Genomic DNA, 14,527 nt, shown 5'->3' with positions numbered 1-14,527 from the left:
GCGGGCGACCAGCCCACGGCGATCAAGGAACTGTCCGAAGGGGTGCGGTCAGGCGAACGCGATCAGGTGCTTTTGGGGGCCACGGGGACGGGCAAGACGTTCACGATGGCCAAGGTGATCGAGGAAACACAGCGCCCCGCGATCATCCTCGCCCCGAACAAGACGCTGGCGGCGCAGCTTTACGGCGAATTCAAAGGGTTCTTCCCCGACAACGCCGTGGAATATTTCGTCTCATACTACGACTACTACCAGCCCGAAGCCTATGTCGCGCGGTCCGATACCTTCATCGAGAAGGAAAGCCAGATCAACGAACAGATCGACCGGATGCGCCACTCTGCCACGCGGGCGCTGCTGGAACGCGATGACGTGATCATCATCGCATCGGTGTCGTGCATCTACGGGATCGGCTCGGTCGAGACCTATGGCGCGATGACGCAGGACCTCAAGACCGGCAACAACTATGACCAACGCCAAGTGATCGCAGACCTGATCGCGCAGGCGTATAAACGCAATGACGCCGCCTTCCAGCGCGGCACCTTCCGCGTGCGCGGCGACAGCCTTGAAATCTTTCCGGCCCACCTTGAGGACCGCGCATGGCGTCTGTCCTTCTTCGGCGAAGAGCTGGAAAGCATTACCGAATTCGACCCGCTCACCGGTGAGAAGACCGGCAGTTTCGACCAGATCCGCGTCTATGCGAACAGCCACTATGTGACGCCGAAACCAACGATGAACCAAGCGGTGATCGGCATCAAGAAAGAGCTGCGGATGCGGCTGGACCAGCTTGTCGCCGAAGGAAAACTGCTGGAAGCGCAACGGCTTGAACAGCGCTGCAACTTCGACATCGAGATGCTTGAAGCCACAGGCGTCTGCAACGGGATCGAGAACTATTCGCGCTATCTCACGGGCCGCGCCCCCGGAGAGCCGCCCCCCACGCTGTTCGAATTCATCCCCGACAACGCGATTGTCTTTGCAGACGAAAGCCACGTCTCCGTGCCGCAGATCGGCGGGATGTACAAAGGCGACTACCGGCGCAAATTCACGCTGGCCGAACACGGGTTCCGCCTGCCCTCCTGTATGGACAACCGCCCGCTTAAGTTCGAGGAATGGGATGCTATGCGCCCGCAGTCGGTCTTTGTCTCGGCCACCCCCGCCGCGTGGGAAATCGAACAATCCGGCGGTGTGTTTACTGAACAGATCATTCGCCCCACCGGCTTGATCGACCCCAAAATCGAAATCCGTCCTGTCGAAATGCAGGTCGACGATCTGCTGGACGAGGTGCGCAAGGTCGCCGCCGACGGCTATCGCACGCTTTGCACCGTGCTGACCAAACGCATGGCCGAAGACCTGACCGAATACATGCACGAACAGGGCATCCGCGTGCGCTATATGCACAGCGATATCGACACGATCGAACGCATCGAGATCCTGCGCGACCTGCGGCTTGGTGCTTTTGACGTGCTGATCGGGATCAACCTTCTGCGCGAAGGCTTGGACATTCCCGAATGTGGGCTGGTGGCAATTCTCGATGCGGATAAGGAAGGGTTCCTGCGCTCGGAAACCTCGCTGATCCAGACCATCGGGCGGGCCGCGCGGAACGCCGAAGGCCGGGTGATCATGTACGCCGACCGTATCACCGGCTCGATGGAGCGTGCAATTGGCGAAACCGACCGCCGTCGCGCCAAGCAGTTGGCCTATAACGAAGAACACGGGATCACGCCGACAACGGTCAAGAAGAACGTCGATGATATCCTCGCCGGTCTCTACAAAGGCGATGTGGACATGAGCCGCGTCACGGCCAAGATCGATAACCCGCTCGCGGGCGGCAACCTGCAAACCGTGCTCGACGGGTTGCGCACCGATATGCGCAAAGCCGCCGAGAACCTCGAATTCGAGGAAGCCGCACGGCTGCGCGACGAGGTCAAACGGCTCGAATCTGTCGATCTGGCCATCGCCGACGATCCGATGGCGCGTCAGTACGCTGTCGAAAAAGCCGTCGATGACGCGCAAAAGGCGTCGGGCCGATCAACCGGCGGTCGCGGCGGGATGCGCGGTGGCAAATCCCGCTACGGCGGTAAGAAACGCTAGGCGGCGCGTCTAGTCATCCACCTCGTCCGGCAACCCGTCATGGTCGGTCGAGGCCATCTCCTCCAGCTCGTCCTCTGACATGCTGTCGTACATATCTTTCGACGCGCCTTGCAGATCCTTGACCTTGGTCTCGCCCCGCTTGGCAGACAGGGCTGCACCGGCGGCGCGTTGTTGGGCTTTCGATTGGGCTTTCATCGCTGTCTCCTGTCGGTTGGATGTAGCGGCACAACCCGTCCACCCGCCCGCAGTTCCCCTGCTACGGCGTGGCGCATAATTATTTTCATGCGCCCGTTGCAAGGTGATTGCTTTGCACCCGCACCCACCCCACATTCGGAGTCTGCGCTTTATCCGGAGGATCCCAAATGCGCCTGATCGCCCTTGCTACACTGGGCCTGACCGCCCTCTCTGCCCCCGCCTTTGCCGATGAGACAACCGGCACGATCCTTGCCTATGACCGCCTTGCGAATATCATCGTCCTGCAAGACAAATCATCCTGGACGCTGGATGCCAAAACCCTTGTCCCGTCTGACCTGATGGCCGGCGACAAAGTCACGTTGACCTTCGCCTCCGACGGCGACAACGGTGCGAAACCCGCGACCAAACTGACCCGCAACTAAGCCCTATCTCATAACAAAAGCGCCCCCTGACCAAATCAGAGGGCGCTTTCTGCGTTCAAACCATCAAACGATATCAGTCACCTGCGGGCGGAGTAACCTCAACGCCGGGGACGGTGATCGTTTTCTCTTCGGTGGTCACTTCAACGTCAGGAACTTCAACGTCGACCTCTTCTTCAGTCACGGAAACCGAACCGGTCTGTGCGTCAAACTCGGGCAGGTTGCCGCCTTCGACGGACACATCAACATCCGGCAGCGAGCCTTCTTCAGTCTGATCGATATCGATGAAAAAGATCGCGAATGCGATGACCAGAATTGCGGCAAGGCCTGCGATTACTGCGGTAGAGGTCTTCATAGTATTTCCTTCCAAATTCACTTGCCGTTCTAGGCGATGCAAGGGCAACTCGGCGAAGCGGGAAATGGTTCCAGTAACAATTTCGGGAACATCTGGGCCGAACGGGAAGTTGTGATCCCAGACAGTAATGCAGATTACAACCCAGGAGCTTTACAATGGAATTCGGCCTTCTCGGACTCATTATCCTGATCGCAGACATCTACGCGATCTATCAAATCTTCACCTCCGGCGCTTCGGGGCTTGCGAAAATCCTCTGGATTCTCGGCGTCCTGATCTTCCCGGTTGTCGGCTTTATCGTATGGCTGATCGCTGGCCCACGCGGCGGCAGCGTCAACGTCTAAACGACGCACACACGATTCAACGAGAAAGGCCCGTAGCATTGCTGCGGGCCTTTTCGCATGCCGCCCCAAAGGTCTGTAAGTAATTTGTTAAGCATGACGCGCCAAGCTACCCGCCGAAAGGGTATCCCATGCGCTACTGGCCGATCCTTCTGCTTGGCTTACTGCAGCTTCCCACCCCTGCACAGGGCGGCGCGTGGCTGCGCGAAAAGGGCACGGGATTTACCTCCACCACGGTAAACGTCACACGCAACTACGACATTTCGGAAAGCACCTTCATGGAATATGGCGTGCGCGACGACCTGACCCTGGGGGCAGAGGTCGGCTTTCTCGCCAGTTCCATCGGCCTGCAATCGGGATTTGCGTCGGTTTTCCTGCGCCGCCCCTTAGGCCGTCGCGACCGCCCTAACGTCTGGTCGGCAGAGCTGGGGTTCGGCGCGGCATGGGTGGGGGATGCGGTCTATCCGAATGTCAAAGCAGGGCTGTCTTGGGGCCGCGGCTATAAGCTGGGGCAGAAACACGGCTGGGTGACCATCGACAGCTCCCTCGCGTGGGACATCTACCTGCAAGAGCATCTCGCCAAAGTCGACGGCACCATAGGCATCAACTTCGGCGACCGGTTTTCGGGGATGCTGCAAATCTACTATGCCTCGACCTCTGCCGCCAGCGCCACCTCTGTCGCGCCCTCTATCGTCATGCGCCCGCTGAAAAGCCGCCCCGATATCCGCTTCCAGATCGGGGCAGAGACGTTGATCAACGACACCTCCAACCCCGCGCTAAAACTCTCGCTCTGGCGCGAGTTCTAGCGTTTATCCATGCGCGCCTGCATAAAGATCGACCCTTTGACGCTAGTGCTCCAGACCAGATGCAGCAGATCACGATCCGCACCCTGATCCGTCAGCACATAGGGTACGCTGTATTGCGCCACATTCGATCCGTTGCGCACAGGCCCGTCCATCGTGATGCTATCCACCGCAATCGCCCACCCGCCGAACGGAAAGCGGTCGGCAATATCCACCACCCAGGTCTTGGCCAGACTGGCTTCGGTATGTTCAACCTGCACAGGGTTCGACACCGGATTATGGATGCCGTGGAACGAATTGCCCGTCATCTCGATATTGCGCATGCGCGAGAAATCCATATCGGCAAAGCTGGTATCGATCCGTTCGACCCGATCAATGAACCCGTTGATGCTGCGGAAGCGGTTGTCGTTGATCGTCAGCCCGTTGATCACATGACCCGCCCCATGGGGCTTGATCACGATATAGCTGAACCACGGGGCCACCTCGCCCGACAGAAAAATATTACCGCTGATCGACAGGGAGCTGAAAGAATACTCGCTGCTGTAGTCCGGCGCGGGGTCTTGTTCGTTGGTCCATTCGACAAAGCAATTGTCGATATAATTCCCGCTGACCACGCTCGCCGTGTGCTGTGCCGCAAGGATCAACCCGGCAGAGCGGACGCCGTTCTTGACCGTATCCCCCTGAAAGAAGTGGTTCCCCGTGACGATATTATTCTGCCCCGCCAGCAGCGCAAAATGGCGAAAGCGGGTGGCACGGTTGTCGCGAACCTTGACGTCATTGGCGTTGCAGTTGATCGCGATCGTGGTCCGGTCCGGCACGTCCAGCGCATCTTCGGCGGACAGGAACTGGCAACGGTCCACGAACATCCCCTGACAGCCACCGCCGATCGACGTGATCCCGCGATCCTTGGGCCGCGAGATAAAGCAGTCCCGCACATGGAAAATCGTCCCCGATGGCGCAAGGTTGATGGCGCTGGCCACGTTGTTGCACTGGAATTCGATGTCATCCAGAACGAATTTGCTCAGCTGGCTGTAGTTGCTGAAATCCAGCAGATACTGGAACCGCGTAAAGGTAAAATTCTGCGTCCCCGCCGCATCATACAAAGGCGCGTTCAGGGTAATCTCTTGCGTGGCGACGTTCTTGGCGCGCACATAAATCTCGCGCCCTACCCCATTGCCCGTGATCAGCGCCCCCACAGGCACATTCGCCACATTCACCACATTTGTCAGCTTGCGCGCATCCGAGGGCGAATAGCTGGCCTGCGAGGTCACCGTGACCGTATCCCAATCGCCATTCGTAGCCGCTTCAAGCTGGCCGTTTCGGATCACCCGCCGCGTGGCATAGCTGCTGCGTTCGGGTGTCGCGGCCTGCATATCGATCGGGCCGGTCACGTTGACCTTGCGCCCGCCCAAATCCAGCGATTCATGATCCGCATTGTTCAGCAGCGCCTGAAACGCCTTGCGAAAGGCGATCTCTTCATTCCCGAACGCCTCGATATAATTCGGCAGATCAAAGTTGCGCCGCAGCAGCAGGATCGCGCTGGCGGGCATGATCACCGTCCCTTCAAACCGCGTCGGCGCGTCAAAGGTCACGTCCCCGTTCAGCAGATACGTCCCGCGCGGGATCAACACGCTGCGCCCCTGCGCATCCGCATTCGCCGCCACAAAGGCCGCCGTATCATCGGTGCTGCCATCCCCCACCGCGCCATAGTCCCGCACATCCACCTGTGCCAGCATGTCGCGCAGGAAAACGCCCGTCACATCCTCGATCTGCAAATCATCAATGCGAACGACCCCGCCATTCTGCCCCGTGAGGTCCAGCCCGAAATGCCCATAGACCGGCGCGTTGCCCCAGACCATATCGACCCCGCCGCGCAGCCCCGACCCGACAATCGCGCTGACCTCGACCACCTCGCCATAGCTGGTCAGCGTCACCGCCGGACCGGCCTCCACCAGCCCGCCCGCGCGGCTGCCATTGCCAAGCGCCGGATACCCCGCGATCCGCACCGACGGTAGATTCCCACTGATCGCCTTCACCCGCGCCGTAATCCGCAGGTAACACCCCGGCAAAAGTGGCGTCTGTCCCATATATCGCAGCTTTTGCGTGGATTGCGTTTTTATCAGCTCAAGCGCCCCGCCAAAGTCCTGATCCGCAGGGATAAACGCTGCATTTATGGCATTGGCATAGGTATCAGACCCCGCCGTGCCATCCCCGCTTGAATACACATCCAAGCCTTGCGCAAATGCCGCAGGTGTCAGCAGCAGACCGTCTGTGATTGCCTTGTTCATCGTCATCCCCTTCGTCGGGTTGCGATGTCGCCCCCCATGAATTGCAAAACTCCGGCGCTTGGCCGGCAGGGGGAAAGATTTATGCACAAAGGGTTAACCACGCCTAACCGCAACGTACGCCGCAGGCGGTCACATGAGCGTGCCAAAGATGTCGCGCCTGTCAGGCAGAAACGCTTGGCGCATCCAGCAGTTGAACGGCGGCAATACGCCAGCCCTCGGGCGTCTCAACCATCTGATAATCCAGCAAATAGGTAAATCCTTTCAGGTCCGTGACCTGCACCTTCTGCCACTGCGCACCGGCGATCTCGCGCAGGTCCAGAAACCGCACCTCGGCATGTTTCCAGACCATCGGATAGCCCGTGGTCACCATACGTTTAAAATTTTCCGAAGACTGAAACATCATCTGCAGATTGGGGCTCGCATATGCGAAGGCACCCTCGAAATCATCTGCCTTGAAAGCGTCGAACTGGCCTGTGATCGTGCTTTCGATATCCGCCTGCTGCGCCATGGCACCAAACGCCGTCGCAAAGGTCAAAACCATCCCGAAAAAGGCCGAAAGAACCGCGCCACGCATGAGAATGCTCCCTATGATGTGTTGAACTTAACCTAAGCCACGCACATCATAGGGCAATAGTTTCACGCCGTGGTCAGCTTGCCCGCCAACGCGTCGCCGATCAGGGCGACCGTTTCATCCACGCCATACAGCGCGATGAACCCACCGAAACGCGGACCTTGGCTGGCGCCCAGCAACACTTCGTACAGCGCGGTGAACCAGTCGCGCAGCGGGTTGAAACGCTCTTTCCCGACGGCGAAAACCATCGTTTGCAACGCCTCGGCATCCAGCCCGCCGTCCCATGTCTTCAGCTGGTCCCGCAGGTCTTCCAGGGCTTCCCGCTCCAGCTCGGAAGGGGCGCGGAACACTTTGGCGGGCTTCACGAAATCATTGTAATAGCGCACCGCATGCTCGGCCGCCGCATCCATACCGGGGTTGCCTTCGGGCGTCGCATCCGGCGCATACCGCTGGATAAAGCCCCACAGTTGCGACTTGTCCTCGGCCGAGGAGACCGACGCGAGGTTTAGCAACATCGAGAAGGGCACAACCATATCCGACTTGGGCACATCGCCCCCGTGGATATGCCAAACGGGGTTGTTCAGCTTGCCCTTTTCGTCCTGCGTTTCATAGGCGCGCAGCTGCTGGTGGTATTCGTCGACCGCCTTGGGGATCACGTCGAAATACATGCGCTTGGCCGTCTTGGGCTTGAGATACATGAAATACGACAGCGATTCCGCGCTGGCATAGGTCAGCCATTCGTCGATGGTCAGACCATTGCCCGACGATTTGGAGATCTTGTGCCCGTCCTGATCAAGGAACAGCTCATAGGTGAAATGCTCGGGCGGGCGGTTGCCCAGAATACGGCAGATCTTGTCATAGATCGGCGTGTTGGTGCTGTGATCCTTGCCGTACATCTCAAAGTCGACATCAAGGGCGGCCCAACGGGCGCCAAAGTCGGGCTTCCACTGCAACTTCACATTGCCGCCGGTCAGCGGCAAGGTCATTTCGGTGCCGTCTTCATCGTCGAAGGTGATCGTGCCTTCCTTGGCGTTGACCGCTTTCATCGGCACATACATTACCCGCCCTGTTTCAGGGTGGATCGGCAGGAAGATCGAATAGGTCTGCCGACGCTCCTCGCGCAGCGACTTGAGCATCACTTCCATGATCTCGTCATACTTCTCGGCGGCGCGCAAAAGCACCTCGTCGAACTTGCCGGAGCCGTAGAACTCCGTGGCCGAGATAAACTCGTACTCGAACCCGAAGGTATCCAGAAAACGCCGCAGCATCGCGTTGTTATGCGCGCCAAAGCTGTCGTATTTGCCGAAAGGATCGGGCACCGATGTCAGCGGGCGCTGCAGATGTTCTTCCAATGCGGCGGGGTCGGGCACGTTACCCGGCACCTTGCGCATCCCGTCCAGATCGTCGGAAAAGCACACCAGCCGCGTCGGAATGTCGCTGATCTGCTCAAATGCGCGGCGGATCATCGTCGTGCGCGCAACTTCGCCGAAAGTCCCGATATGCGGCAGACCCGACGGGCCATAGCCGGTCTCGAACAAGACGTACCCCTTCTCGGGGGCCTTGTTTGCATAGCGTTTCAACACCCGACGTGCTTCCTCGAACGGCCACGCTTTACTGGTTAGGGCTGCTTCACGCATCTGCGACATGTCATCAATTCCATCATTTTCACCCCGCACCCAATGCGCGCAGGCAGCCCGTACCTATTGCGTCCCCGTAGGCCCGTCAATAATCTGCAGATCAACGGAATGACCGAACGGAAATGCGCATGAATGACGACACCTCCCTCACCCTCAGCGCGCAGGATTGCCTTGTCGCCGTAATGATCGCGGTTTCCGCATCAGACGAGGACATCCGCACCACCGAATTGCTCAAGATCCAGACGGCTGTAAACATGCTCCCCGTCTTTTCCGGCTATGATGTGGACCGCATCAGCTCTGTCAGCTCGATGGTGTTTGACCTGTTCGAACAGGAAGACGGGCTGGATGCCCTGTTCGGCCTGATCAAGGGCGCGCTGCCCGACCGGCTGAACGAAACGGCCTATGCGCTGGCCTGCGATGTGGCCGCCGCCGACGGCACGTTGGACGAAGCCGAATTACGTCTGCTGGAAGAAATCCGCTACGAGCTTGACCTCGACCGCCTGCACGCCGCCGCCATCGAACGCGGTGCCCGCGCCCGTCACGTCAAATAGGCCGCGTCACCGCGATCAAAGAGAGGCCGAATCCGCAGCCACATGGAACGCCCCCCAGCGTTCGATCAGCCCTTGCTGCAACCGTTTGGAGCGCCCGTTCCACGCCCGCCCCCCCTCGGGGCGTTCGCGTTGCGCGCGGGTCAGGGTGGCGCGACGAGGCATATCGGCGGTGAACACGGCAAAGGCCATCACCCGCCCGTCCGGTGCCGTCAGATACCCTGCCAAGGCCGAGACAAAGTTCAACGTGCCGGTCTTCGCCTCCACCTTGATCGGGTGATCCTGCACGGGCCGCCCCTTGGAATCGCGCAGGGAAATCGACTTGAGCAACGGTTTCAACGTGCCCGATCCATAGACCCGTACCAGCGCCGTCACCATATCCTGCGCGGTCACGCGGCTGTCTTCGCCTAGCCCCGAATGGTCCACCAGCGCGGGTGCATCCATGCCCAGATTGGCCTTGGCCCACACGTTCATCTCTGCCGCAGACGCGCGCAGGGACGCGGGCGTGCCCGTGCGGTAAACCGTGGCGGACAGCCCCGCCATCTCTGCGATCAAGTTATTGGAATACTTCAACATATCGCGCAGGATATCGCGCAGCGGCGCGCTGGAACGGGTCACCAGCACCTCGCCCTCGGGCAAGCTGGTGATCAACGCCATGTCGCGCAGACGGATGCCCTGCGCCCCCGCCAATGTCTTAAAGATATCGCCCGCATACAGCCCCGGCTTGCGCACCGGCAGCCAGCGCGACCCACCATTGCCCAAGGCGCTTTTCGCGACGCTCCAGTCATCGCGGGTGCCTGCGTCACGATAGGCAAAGACCGGCGCACTGCGGTCGCTGATCTCCATCGCGGCCATCGCCACGTCAGGGCGATAAGACCCCGACCGACCGTCCATCAGCACCGAATAGCTGCCGTTCTCGCGCTTCCATTCAAAGTGGACGCGGTTAAAGTTCAGCGCCAGCCCCGACACAGCGGGGTTATAGCCCACATGATCCGGCTGATCCGCATCAATCAACGGGAAGACCGGCAGGCTGCGTTCGTAAATCTTCAACCCGCCTTTGACGCCGATAATGCCCGCCGCCTTGAGGTCATCGGCCATTTTGGCCAGCCCGTCCGTATCCAGCGTCGGATCGCCCCCGCCCACAAGGATCAGATCGCCCTGCACTTCGCCATCCACAATGCCGCCAGTCGCCATGATGCGCGTCTGGAACTGATGCGCCGCGCCCAAGGTATCCAGCGCGTAAAGCGCGGTAATCGCCTTGGTCACGCTCGCCGGGGGCATCCCGTCAAGCGGGCCGTTCTGTTCCAGCACCGCACCGGTTTCCGCATCCGCCAGACTAAAGGTCACAGCACCGTTCAACCGCGCCTTGTCGATCAGCTCTTGCGCCGAGGGGATCGCCTGCCGGAACAAATCGTCCCCGCGCAGAACGGGGCGCAGCGATTCAGTTGGCGGGGCCGCAAAGGCCGCTGGAGCCGCAACAGCCGCCGCAGCGGTACTCAGAAACAAACGACGGGATAAAACAGTTTTCATGGGGCGACTTAAACCTGACAGGACAGAGCGACACAAGCGCTTGCAAATCACATTTTCATGGGCGGGGGCCCATGCTAACTGACAAGACATGCAACGCGTTATTTTGATCATGTTTGTCGCCATGTCACTGATTCCCGCAGGCGACAGCGCGGGCAAGATCCTGACCTCCCAGCTTGGCGTGGCCCCCGTTTTTGTGGCGTGGTCGCGGTTTGCCATCGGGGCGCTGCTGCTTGTGCCCTTCGCCCCGCCGCAAGCGCGCGCCCTTTTCGGCAACTGGCGCATCTGGGTCCGTGCCGCCATCCTGTGCGGCAGCATCACCTGCATCCAGACGGCACTGGTGACCGAGGACGTGGCCAATGTCTTTGCCGCCTTCTTTATCGGTCCGCTGCTCAGCTATGTGCTGGCCGCGCTCTTCCTACGCGAGGCGATATCGCTTCAGCGCAGCGCGTTGATCGTGGCAGGGTTTCTGGGGGTGCTGGTCGTGGTCCGACCGGGGCTTGAACCCAGTGCAGGGCTGCTTTGGGCGCTGACCGCGGGAACGCTTTATGGCGTGTTCCTCACGATGTCGCGCTGGCTGTCGCATCTGGCCCCGCCCCTTGCGCTGACCTTCAGCCAGTTGGTGATCAGCGGGCTGCTGCTTTTGCCGCTGGGGGTGGCCTATTTCCCGCCACTGACCGGCCCCGTCCTGGGGCTAAGCCTCGCAAGCGCGCTGTGTTCGATGCTGGGCAACCTGCTGATGTTATACGCCTATCGCATGGCCCCTGCGACCAAGGTCGCACCGCTGGTGTATCTGCAACTGCTGTCCGCCGTGGGGCTGGGGTGGCTGGTGTTTGGGGCATGGCCCGATGCGCTAACATGGGCCGGCATGGCGATGATCCTAGGGGCGGGTATCGCCTCTGCCAGATTGCGCTGACCATTTGCCCGCGGCCCGGATCGCGCTTGAACTGACATCGACCATCGGGACGTTCACGAAACACCACGCGGGGGCAGGTGCCTGCCCCAAGAGCTGGCTTTGCCGCCCCGAAATCCGGTAGGGTGCATAAAGCGTCGCGGCGTGGCTCATCCGCGCTGATATGCGCTGGCCGGGCCGTGCAAGCACCCCTAGGGGCACTGTTTCCATGATCTGCCGCCAGTCCTGCCACAGGTGGAACTGCGCCAGATTATCCGCCCCCATCAGCCAGACGAAGCGCACACCGGGATAGCGGGCCCGCAGCGCGGCAAGGGTTTGCGCGGTGTAGCGGGTGCCAAGATGGGCCTCGATATCCGTGACCTCGACCCGCGGGTGCTGCATCACCTCGCGCGCGCGGGTCAAACGGGACCCCATCGGGGCCGGTCCATGCGCCTTGAGCGGATTGCCCGGGCTGACCATCCACCACACCCGATCCAGCCCGAAACGCTTGATCGCCTCGCGGGTGATATGGGCGTGCCCCTCGTGCGCCGGATCAAACGACCCGCCAAGCAGCCCGATCACCTGCCCCGGGGGCGCATATGGAAATGGATAACCCAACGAAAACGGCCCCCGATATACATCAGGGGCCGAAAGAAGGGCAGCAACGCCCCTTTGTCAATCGCGTTATCCGAGCGTTAATCGACGAACTTCTTGATCTCGCCGGATTTCAACCGCGCGAAATAGCTCTTCATCTCGCGCTTCACGATCGGCATCAGGAAGTACAGCGCCGTGATGTTCACAACCGCCATCGCAAAGATCATCGCATCAGAGAAGTCGATAACCGCGCCCAGATTGGCCGCCGCCCCCACGATGATGAACAGGCAGAAGATGACCTTGAACACGATCTCTTTGGTTTTGCCTTCACCGAACAGGTAGGTCCACGCCTTCAGCCCGTAGTAGGACCAGCTGATCATGGTGGAGAAGGCGAACAGGATCACCGCCAGCGCCAGCACATAAGGGAACCAGCTGAACCCGGTCGCAAAGGCAGCCGATGTCAGTTGAACGCCGCTTGACCCGTCGATGGTCTGGATCGCGGTGCCTGCGTCATTCAGGATGAAGCGGCCGGTTTCGGGGTCCATCACCAGCACGCCAGAGATGGTGATCACCAGCGCGGTCATCGTACAGATGACAACGGTATCGATGAAGGGCTCCAACAGGGACACGACGCCTTCGGTCACCGGCTCTTTGGTGCGCACGGCAGAGTGTGCGATCGCCGCCGAGCCGACACCCGCCTCGTTCGAGAACGCCGCCCGCTTAAAGCCCTGGATCAGCGCGCCAACCAGACCGCCTGCAACGCCCAAGCCGCTGAACGCGCCTTCAAAGATCTGGCCAAAGGCCCAACCGATCTTGTCGTATTCAACGATCAGGATGATCAGCGCGGCACCAACATAGATCACGCCCATCAACGGCACGATTTTCTCGGTGACATTGGCGATGGATTTGATCCCGCCGACGATGACCGCAAAGACCACTGCGGCAAAGACGATGCCCGTGATCCAGCCAGGGTAGTCTCCGATGATACCGGACAGCTGTGCATGGGCCTGATTGGCCTGGAACATATTCCCGCCGCCCAAGGCACCGCCGATGGTAAAGATCGAAAAGATCACCGCCAGCACACCGCCCAAAGGCAGGCCGCGCTCCTTGAAGCCCTTTGTCATATAGTACATCGGACCACCGGAAACGGTACCATCGGCGTATTCATTGCGGTATTTCACACCCAGCGTACATTCGGTGAACTTGGAGGCCATGCCCAGCAAACCGGCCAGGATCATCCAGAAGGTCGCCCCCGGACCGCCGATGCCCACGGCCACCGCGACGCCCGCGATGTTGCCCAGACCGACAGTCCCCGACAGCGCCGTTGCAAGCGCCTGAAAGTGGCTCACCTCGCCCGCGTCATCGGGATCGGAATAATCGCCTTTGACCAGCGAGATCGCATGCCAGAACGCCTTGACCTGAATGAAGCCGAAATACAGCGTAAATACCGTCGCCGCGACCACCAGCCACAGCACGATCCAAGGGAAGTTGGTGCCGGGCAGCGACATGAAGATCAGATTGACGAACCAACCCGTCGAACCTGCGAAGATATCATTGATGCGTTGATCCATGCCGACGGTTTCTTGTGCCGCGGCAACCATGGGCAAGGCAGAGACAGCAGCAGCCCCCGCACCCGTTGTCAGAAATTTTTTCATGATATGACCTTTCAAGGAATGATCGTCAGAGGCACGCGGGACGCCACAGCCAAGCGGCCGGTTACGCCGCCGAACATACGCTCTTTCAGGCCGCGCAGACCGACACGGCCCACCACGATCTGCTGTGCGCCGTGCTTCTTGGCCAGATCGTCCAGAATATCGGCCACATCGCCGTGTTTCACGATGCCCTGAACGGTGACGCCGTCTTCGCTGACCTTCTTGACCGCCGGATCGACGATACGTTCGCGGGCCAGTGCCAGTTCCTCTTCGCGCCGTTTGTGGCGCTGGTCATTCTCTTCCGAGGTCTGGAAGCTGAATGGAGACCATTCAATCACGTAAACGAGCTTGAGCTCGCAATCGCCAATCAATTTGGCCTGTTTCGTTGCGAAATCCAAAGCGCGCGCCCCGGCTTCCCCCCCGTCCAGTCCAACAACAATAGTGGATGCTGTCATGTATTTGTCCCTTTGTGTATGACGCGGTCTTTTTGCGGCCGCGTTGTACCGGGGCGCTGAACGCACCCGGATTGGACGAATATAAACGAGGTCCAAAATTTTTTTCGACTGAATTTCGCGTAAAATTCGGTCATTCGTCCCCAGTTCACCGCTCGAAAACGGTAAAAA

Annotated in this window: 15 protein-coding genes; 6 read left to right on the top strand and 9 right to left on the bottom strand. The window is 60.0% G+C overall.

What is annotated here, in order from left to right:
- Positions 1-2,085 (top strand): excinuclease ABC subunit UvrB (uvrB, locus tag B3849_RS04510; protein ID WP_286779869.1); only part of this gene is annotated, 2,085 nt, incomplete at its 5' end.
- 9 nt (positions 2,086-2,094) lie between these two features.
- Here uvrB and B3849_RS04505 read toward each other — a convergent pair.
- Entirely contained in the window at positions 2,095-2,280 is a 186-nt protein-coding gene (locus B3849_RS04505; RefSeq protein ID WP_005851426.1) for a DUF3008 family protein, read from the bottom strand.
- Positions 2,281-2,447: 167 nt separating this feature from the next.
- On the opposite strand from B3849_RS04505, the gene B3849_RS04500 reads away from it, so the two are divergent.
- Entirely contained in the window at positions 2,448-2,702 is a 255-nt protein-coding gene (locus B3849_RS04500) for a hypothetical protein (RefSeq protein WP_005851424.1), read from the top strand.
- A 73-nt stretch (positions 2,703-2,775) separates the two neighbouring features.
- Here B3849_RS04500 and B3849_RS04495 read toward each other — a convergent pair whose 3' ends face one another.
- The gene (locus B3849_RS04495; RefSeq protein ID WP_037964936.1) at positions 2,776-3,054 is read right to left on the bottom strand and encodes a hypothetical protein; all 279 of its coding nucleotides are present in this window, start codon (positions 3,052-3,054) and stop codon (positions 2,776-2,778) included.
- Between the two features lie 155 nt (positions 3,055-3,209).
- On the opposite strand from B3849_RS04495, the gene B3849_RS04490 reads away from it, so the two are divergent.
- Both B3849_RS04490 and B3849_RS04485 read left to right on the top strand, forming a co-directional pair.
- On the top strand, positions 3,210-3,395 hold the full coding sequence (locus B3849_RS04490; protein WP_005851419.1) for a PLDc N-terminal domain-containing protein: 186 nt from the start codon (positions 3,210-3,212) through the stop codon (positions 3,393-3,395).
- 128 nt (positions 3,396-3,523) lie between these two features.
- Positions 3,524-4,198, top strand: coding sequence for a hypothetical protein (locus B3849_RS04485; protein WP_278424873.1), 675 nt, complete (start codon positions 3,524-3,526; stop codon positions 4,196-4,198).
- Here the strand turns inward: B3849_RS04485 and B3849_RS04480 are convergent.
- The 3 genes from B3849_RS04480 to B3849_RS04470 all read right to left on the bottom strand — a co-directional run bounded on the left by B3849_RS04480 (position 4,195) and on the right by B3849_RS04470 (position 8,700).
- On the bottom strand, positions 4,195-6,483 hold the full coding sequence (locus B3849_RS04480) for a glycosyl hydrolase family 28-related protein (RefSeq protein ID WP_278424872.1): 2,289 nt from the start codon (positions 6,481-6,483) through the stop codon (positions 4,195-4,197). The two genes, B3849_RS04485 and B3849_RS04480, sit on opposite strands and share 4 nt — an antisense overlap.
- A gap of 160 nt (positions 6,484-6,643) precedes the next feature.
- Positions 6,644-7,057 (bottom strand): DUF4864 domain-containing protein, encoded by a 414-nt coding sequence (locus tag B3849_RS04475; RefSeq protein WP_184583222.1) that lies wholly within the window; start codon positions 7,055-7,057, stop codon positions 6,644-6,646.
- A 62-nt stretch (positions 7,058-7,119) separates the two neighbouring features.
- Complete coding sequence (locus B3849_RS04470; protein ID WP_278424871.1) at positions 7,120-8,700, bottom strand: lysine--tRNA ligase; 1,581 nt, start codon at positions 8,698-8,700, stop codon at positions 7,120-7,122.
- 119 nt (positions 8,701-8,819) lie between these two features.
- Here B3849_RS04470 and B3849_RS04465 point away from each other — a divergent pair, with 119 nt between their 5' ends.
- Entirely contained in the window at positions 8,820-9,242 is a 423-nt protein-coding gene (locus B3849_RS04465; protein WP_037944901.1) for a tellurite resistance TerB family protein, read from the top strand.
- A 15-nt stretch (positions 9,243-9,257) separates the two neighbouring features.
- Here B3849_RS04465 and B3849_RS04460 read toward each other — a convergent pair whose 3' ends face one another.
- Positions 9,258-10,769, bottom strand: coding sequence for a D-alanyl-D-alanine carboxypeptidase/D-alanyl-D-alanine-endopeptidase (locus B3849_RS04460; protein WP_278424870.1), 1,512 nt, complete (start codon positions 10,767-10,769; stop codon positions 9,258-9,260).
- 88 nt (positions 10,770-10,857) lie between these two features.
- Between B3849_RS04460 and B3849_RS04455 the strand changes: the two genes are divergently transcribed.
- The gene (locus B3849_RS04455) at positions 10,858-11,682 is read left to right on the top strand and encodes a DMT family transporter (protein WP_278424869.1); all 825 of its coding nucleotides are present in this window, start codon (positions 10,858-10,860) and stop codon (positions 11,680-11,682) included.
- Here the strand turns inward: B3849_RS04455 and B3849_RS04450 are convergent.
- The 3 genes from B3849_RS04450 to B3849_RS04440 all read right to left on the bottom strand — a co-directional run bounded on the left by B3849_RS04450 (position 11,647) and on the right by B3849_RS04440 (position 14,359).
- On the bottom strand, positions 11,647-12,276 hold the full coding sequence (locus B3849_RS04450) for a nicotinate-nucleotide adenylyltransferase (RefSeq protein ID WP_278424868.1): 630 nt from the start codon (positions 12,274-12,276) through the stop codon (positions 11,647-11,649). The genes B3849_RS04455 and B3849_RS04450 overlap by 36 nt on opposite strands.
- A gap of 77 nt (positions 12,277-12,353) precedes the next feature.
- Positions 12,354-13,907, bottom strand: coding sequence for an alanine/glycine:cation symporter family protein (locus B3849_RS04445; RefSeq protein WP_168592809.1), 1,554 nt, complete (start codon positions 13,905-13,907; stop codon positions 12,354-12,356).
- Between the two features lie 11 nt (positions 13,908-13,918).
- Entirely contained in the window at positions 13,919-14,359 is a 441-nt protein-coding gene (locus B3849_RS04440) for a universal stress protein (RefSeq protein WP_005851399.1), read from the bottom strand.
- Positions 14,360-14,527: the final 168 nt, after the last annotated feature.

The organism is Sulfitobacter sp. UBA4523 (genome assembly GCF_002388305.1).
GTDB lineage: Bacteria > Pseudomonadota > Alphaproteobacteria > Rhodobacterales > Rhodobacteraceae > Sulfitobacter > Sulfitobacter pontiacus.
The sequence above is the reverse complement of the archived record's forward strand: the minus strand, read 5'-3'. Positions and strand labels throughout refer to the sequence as shown.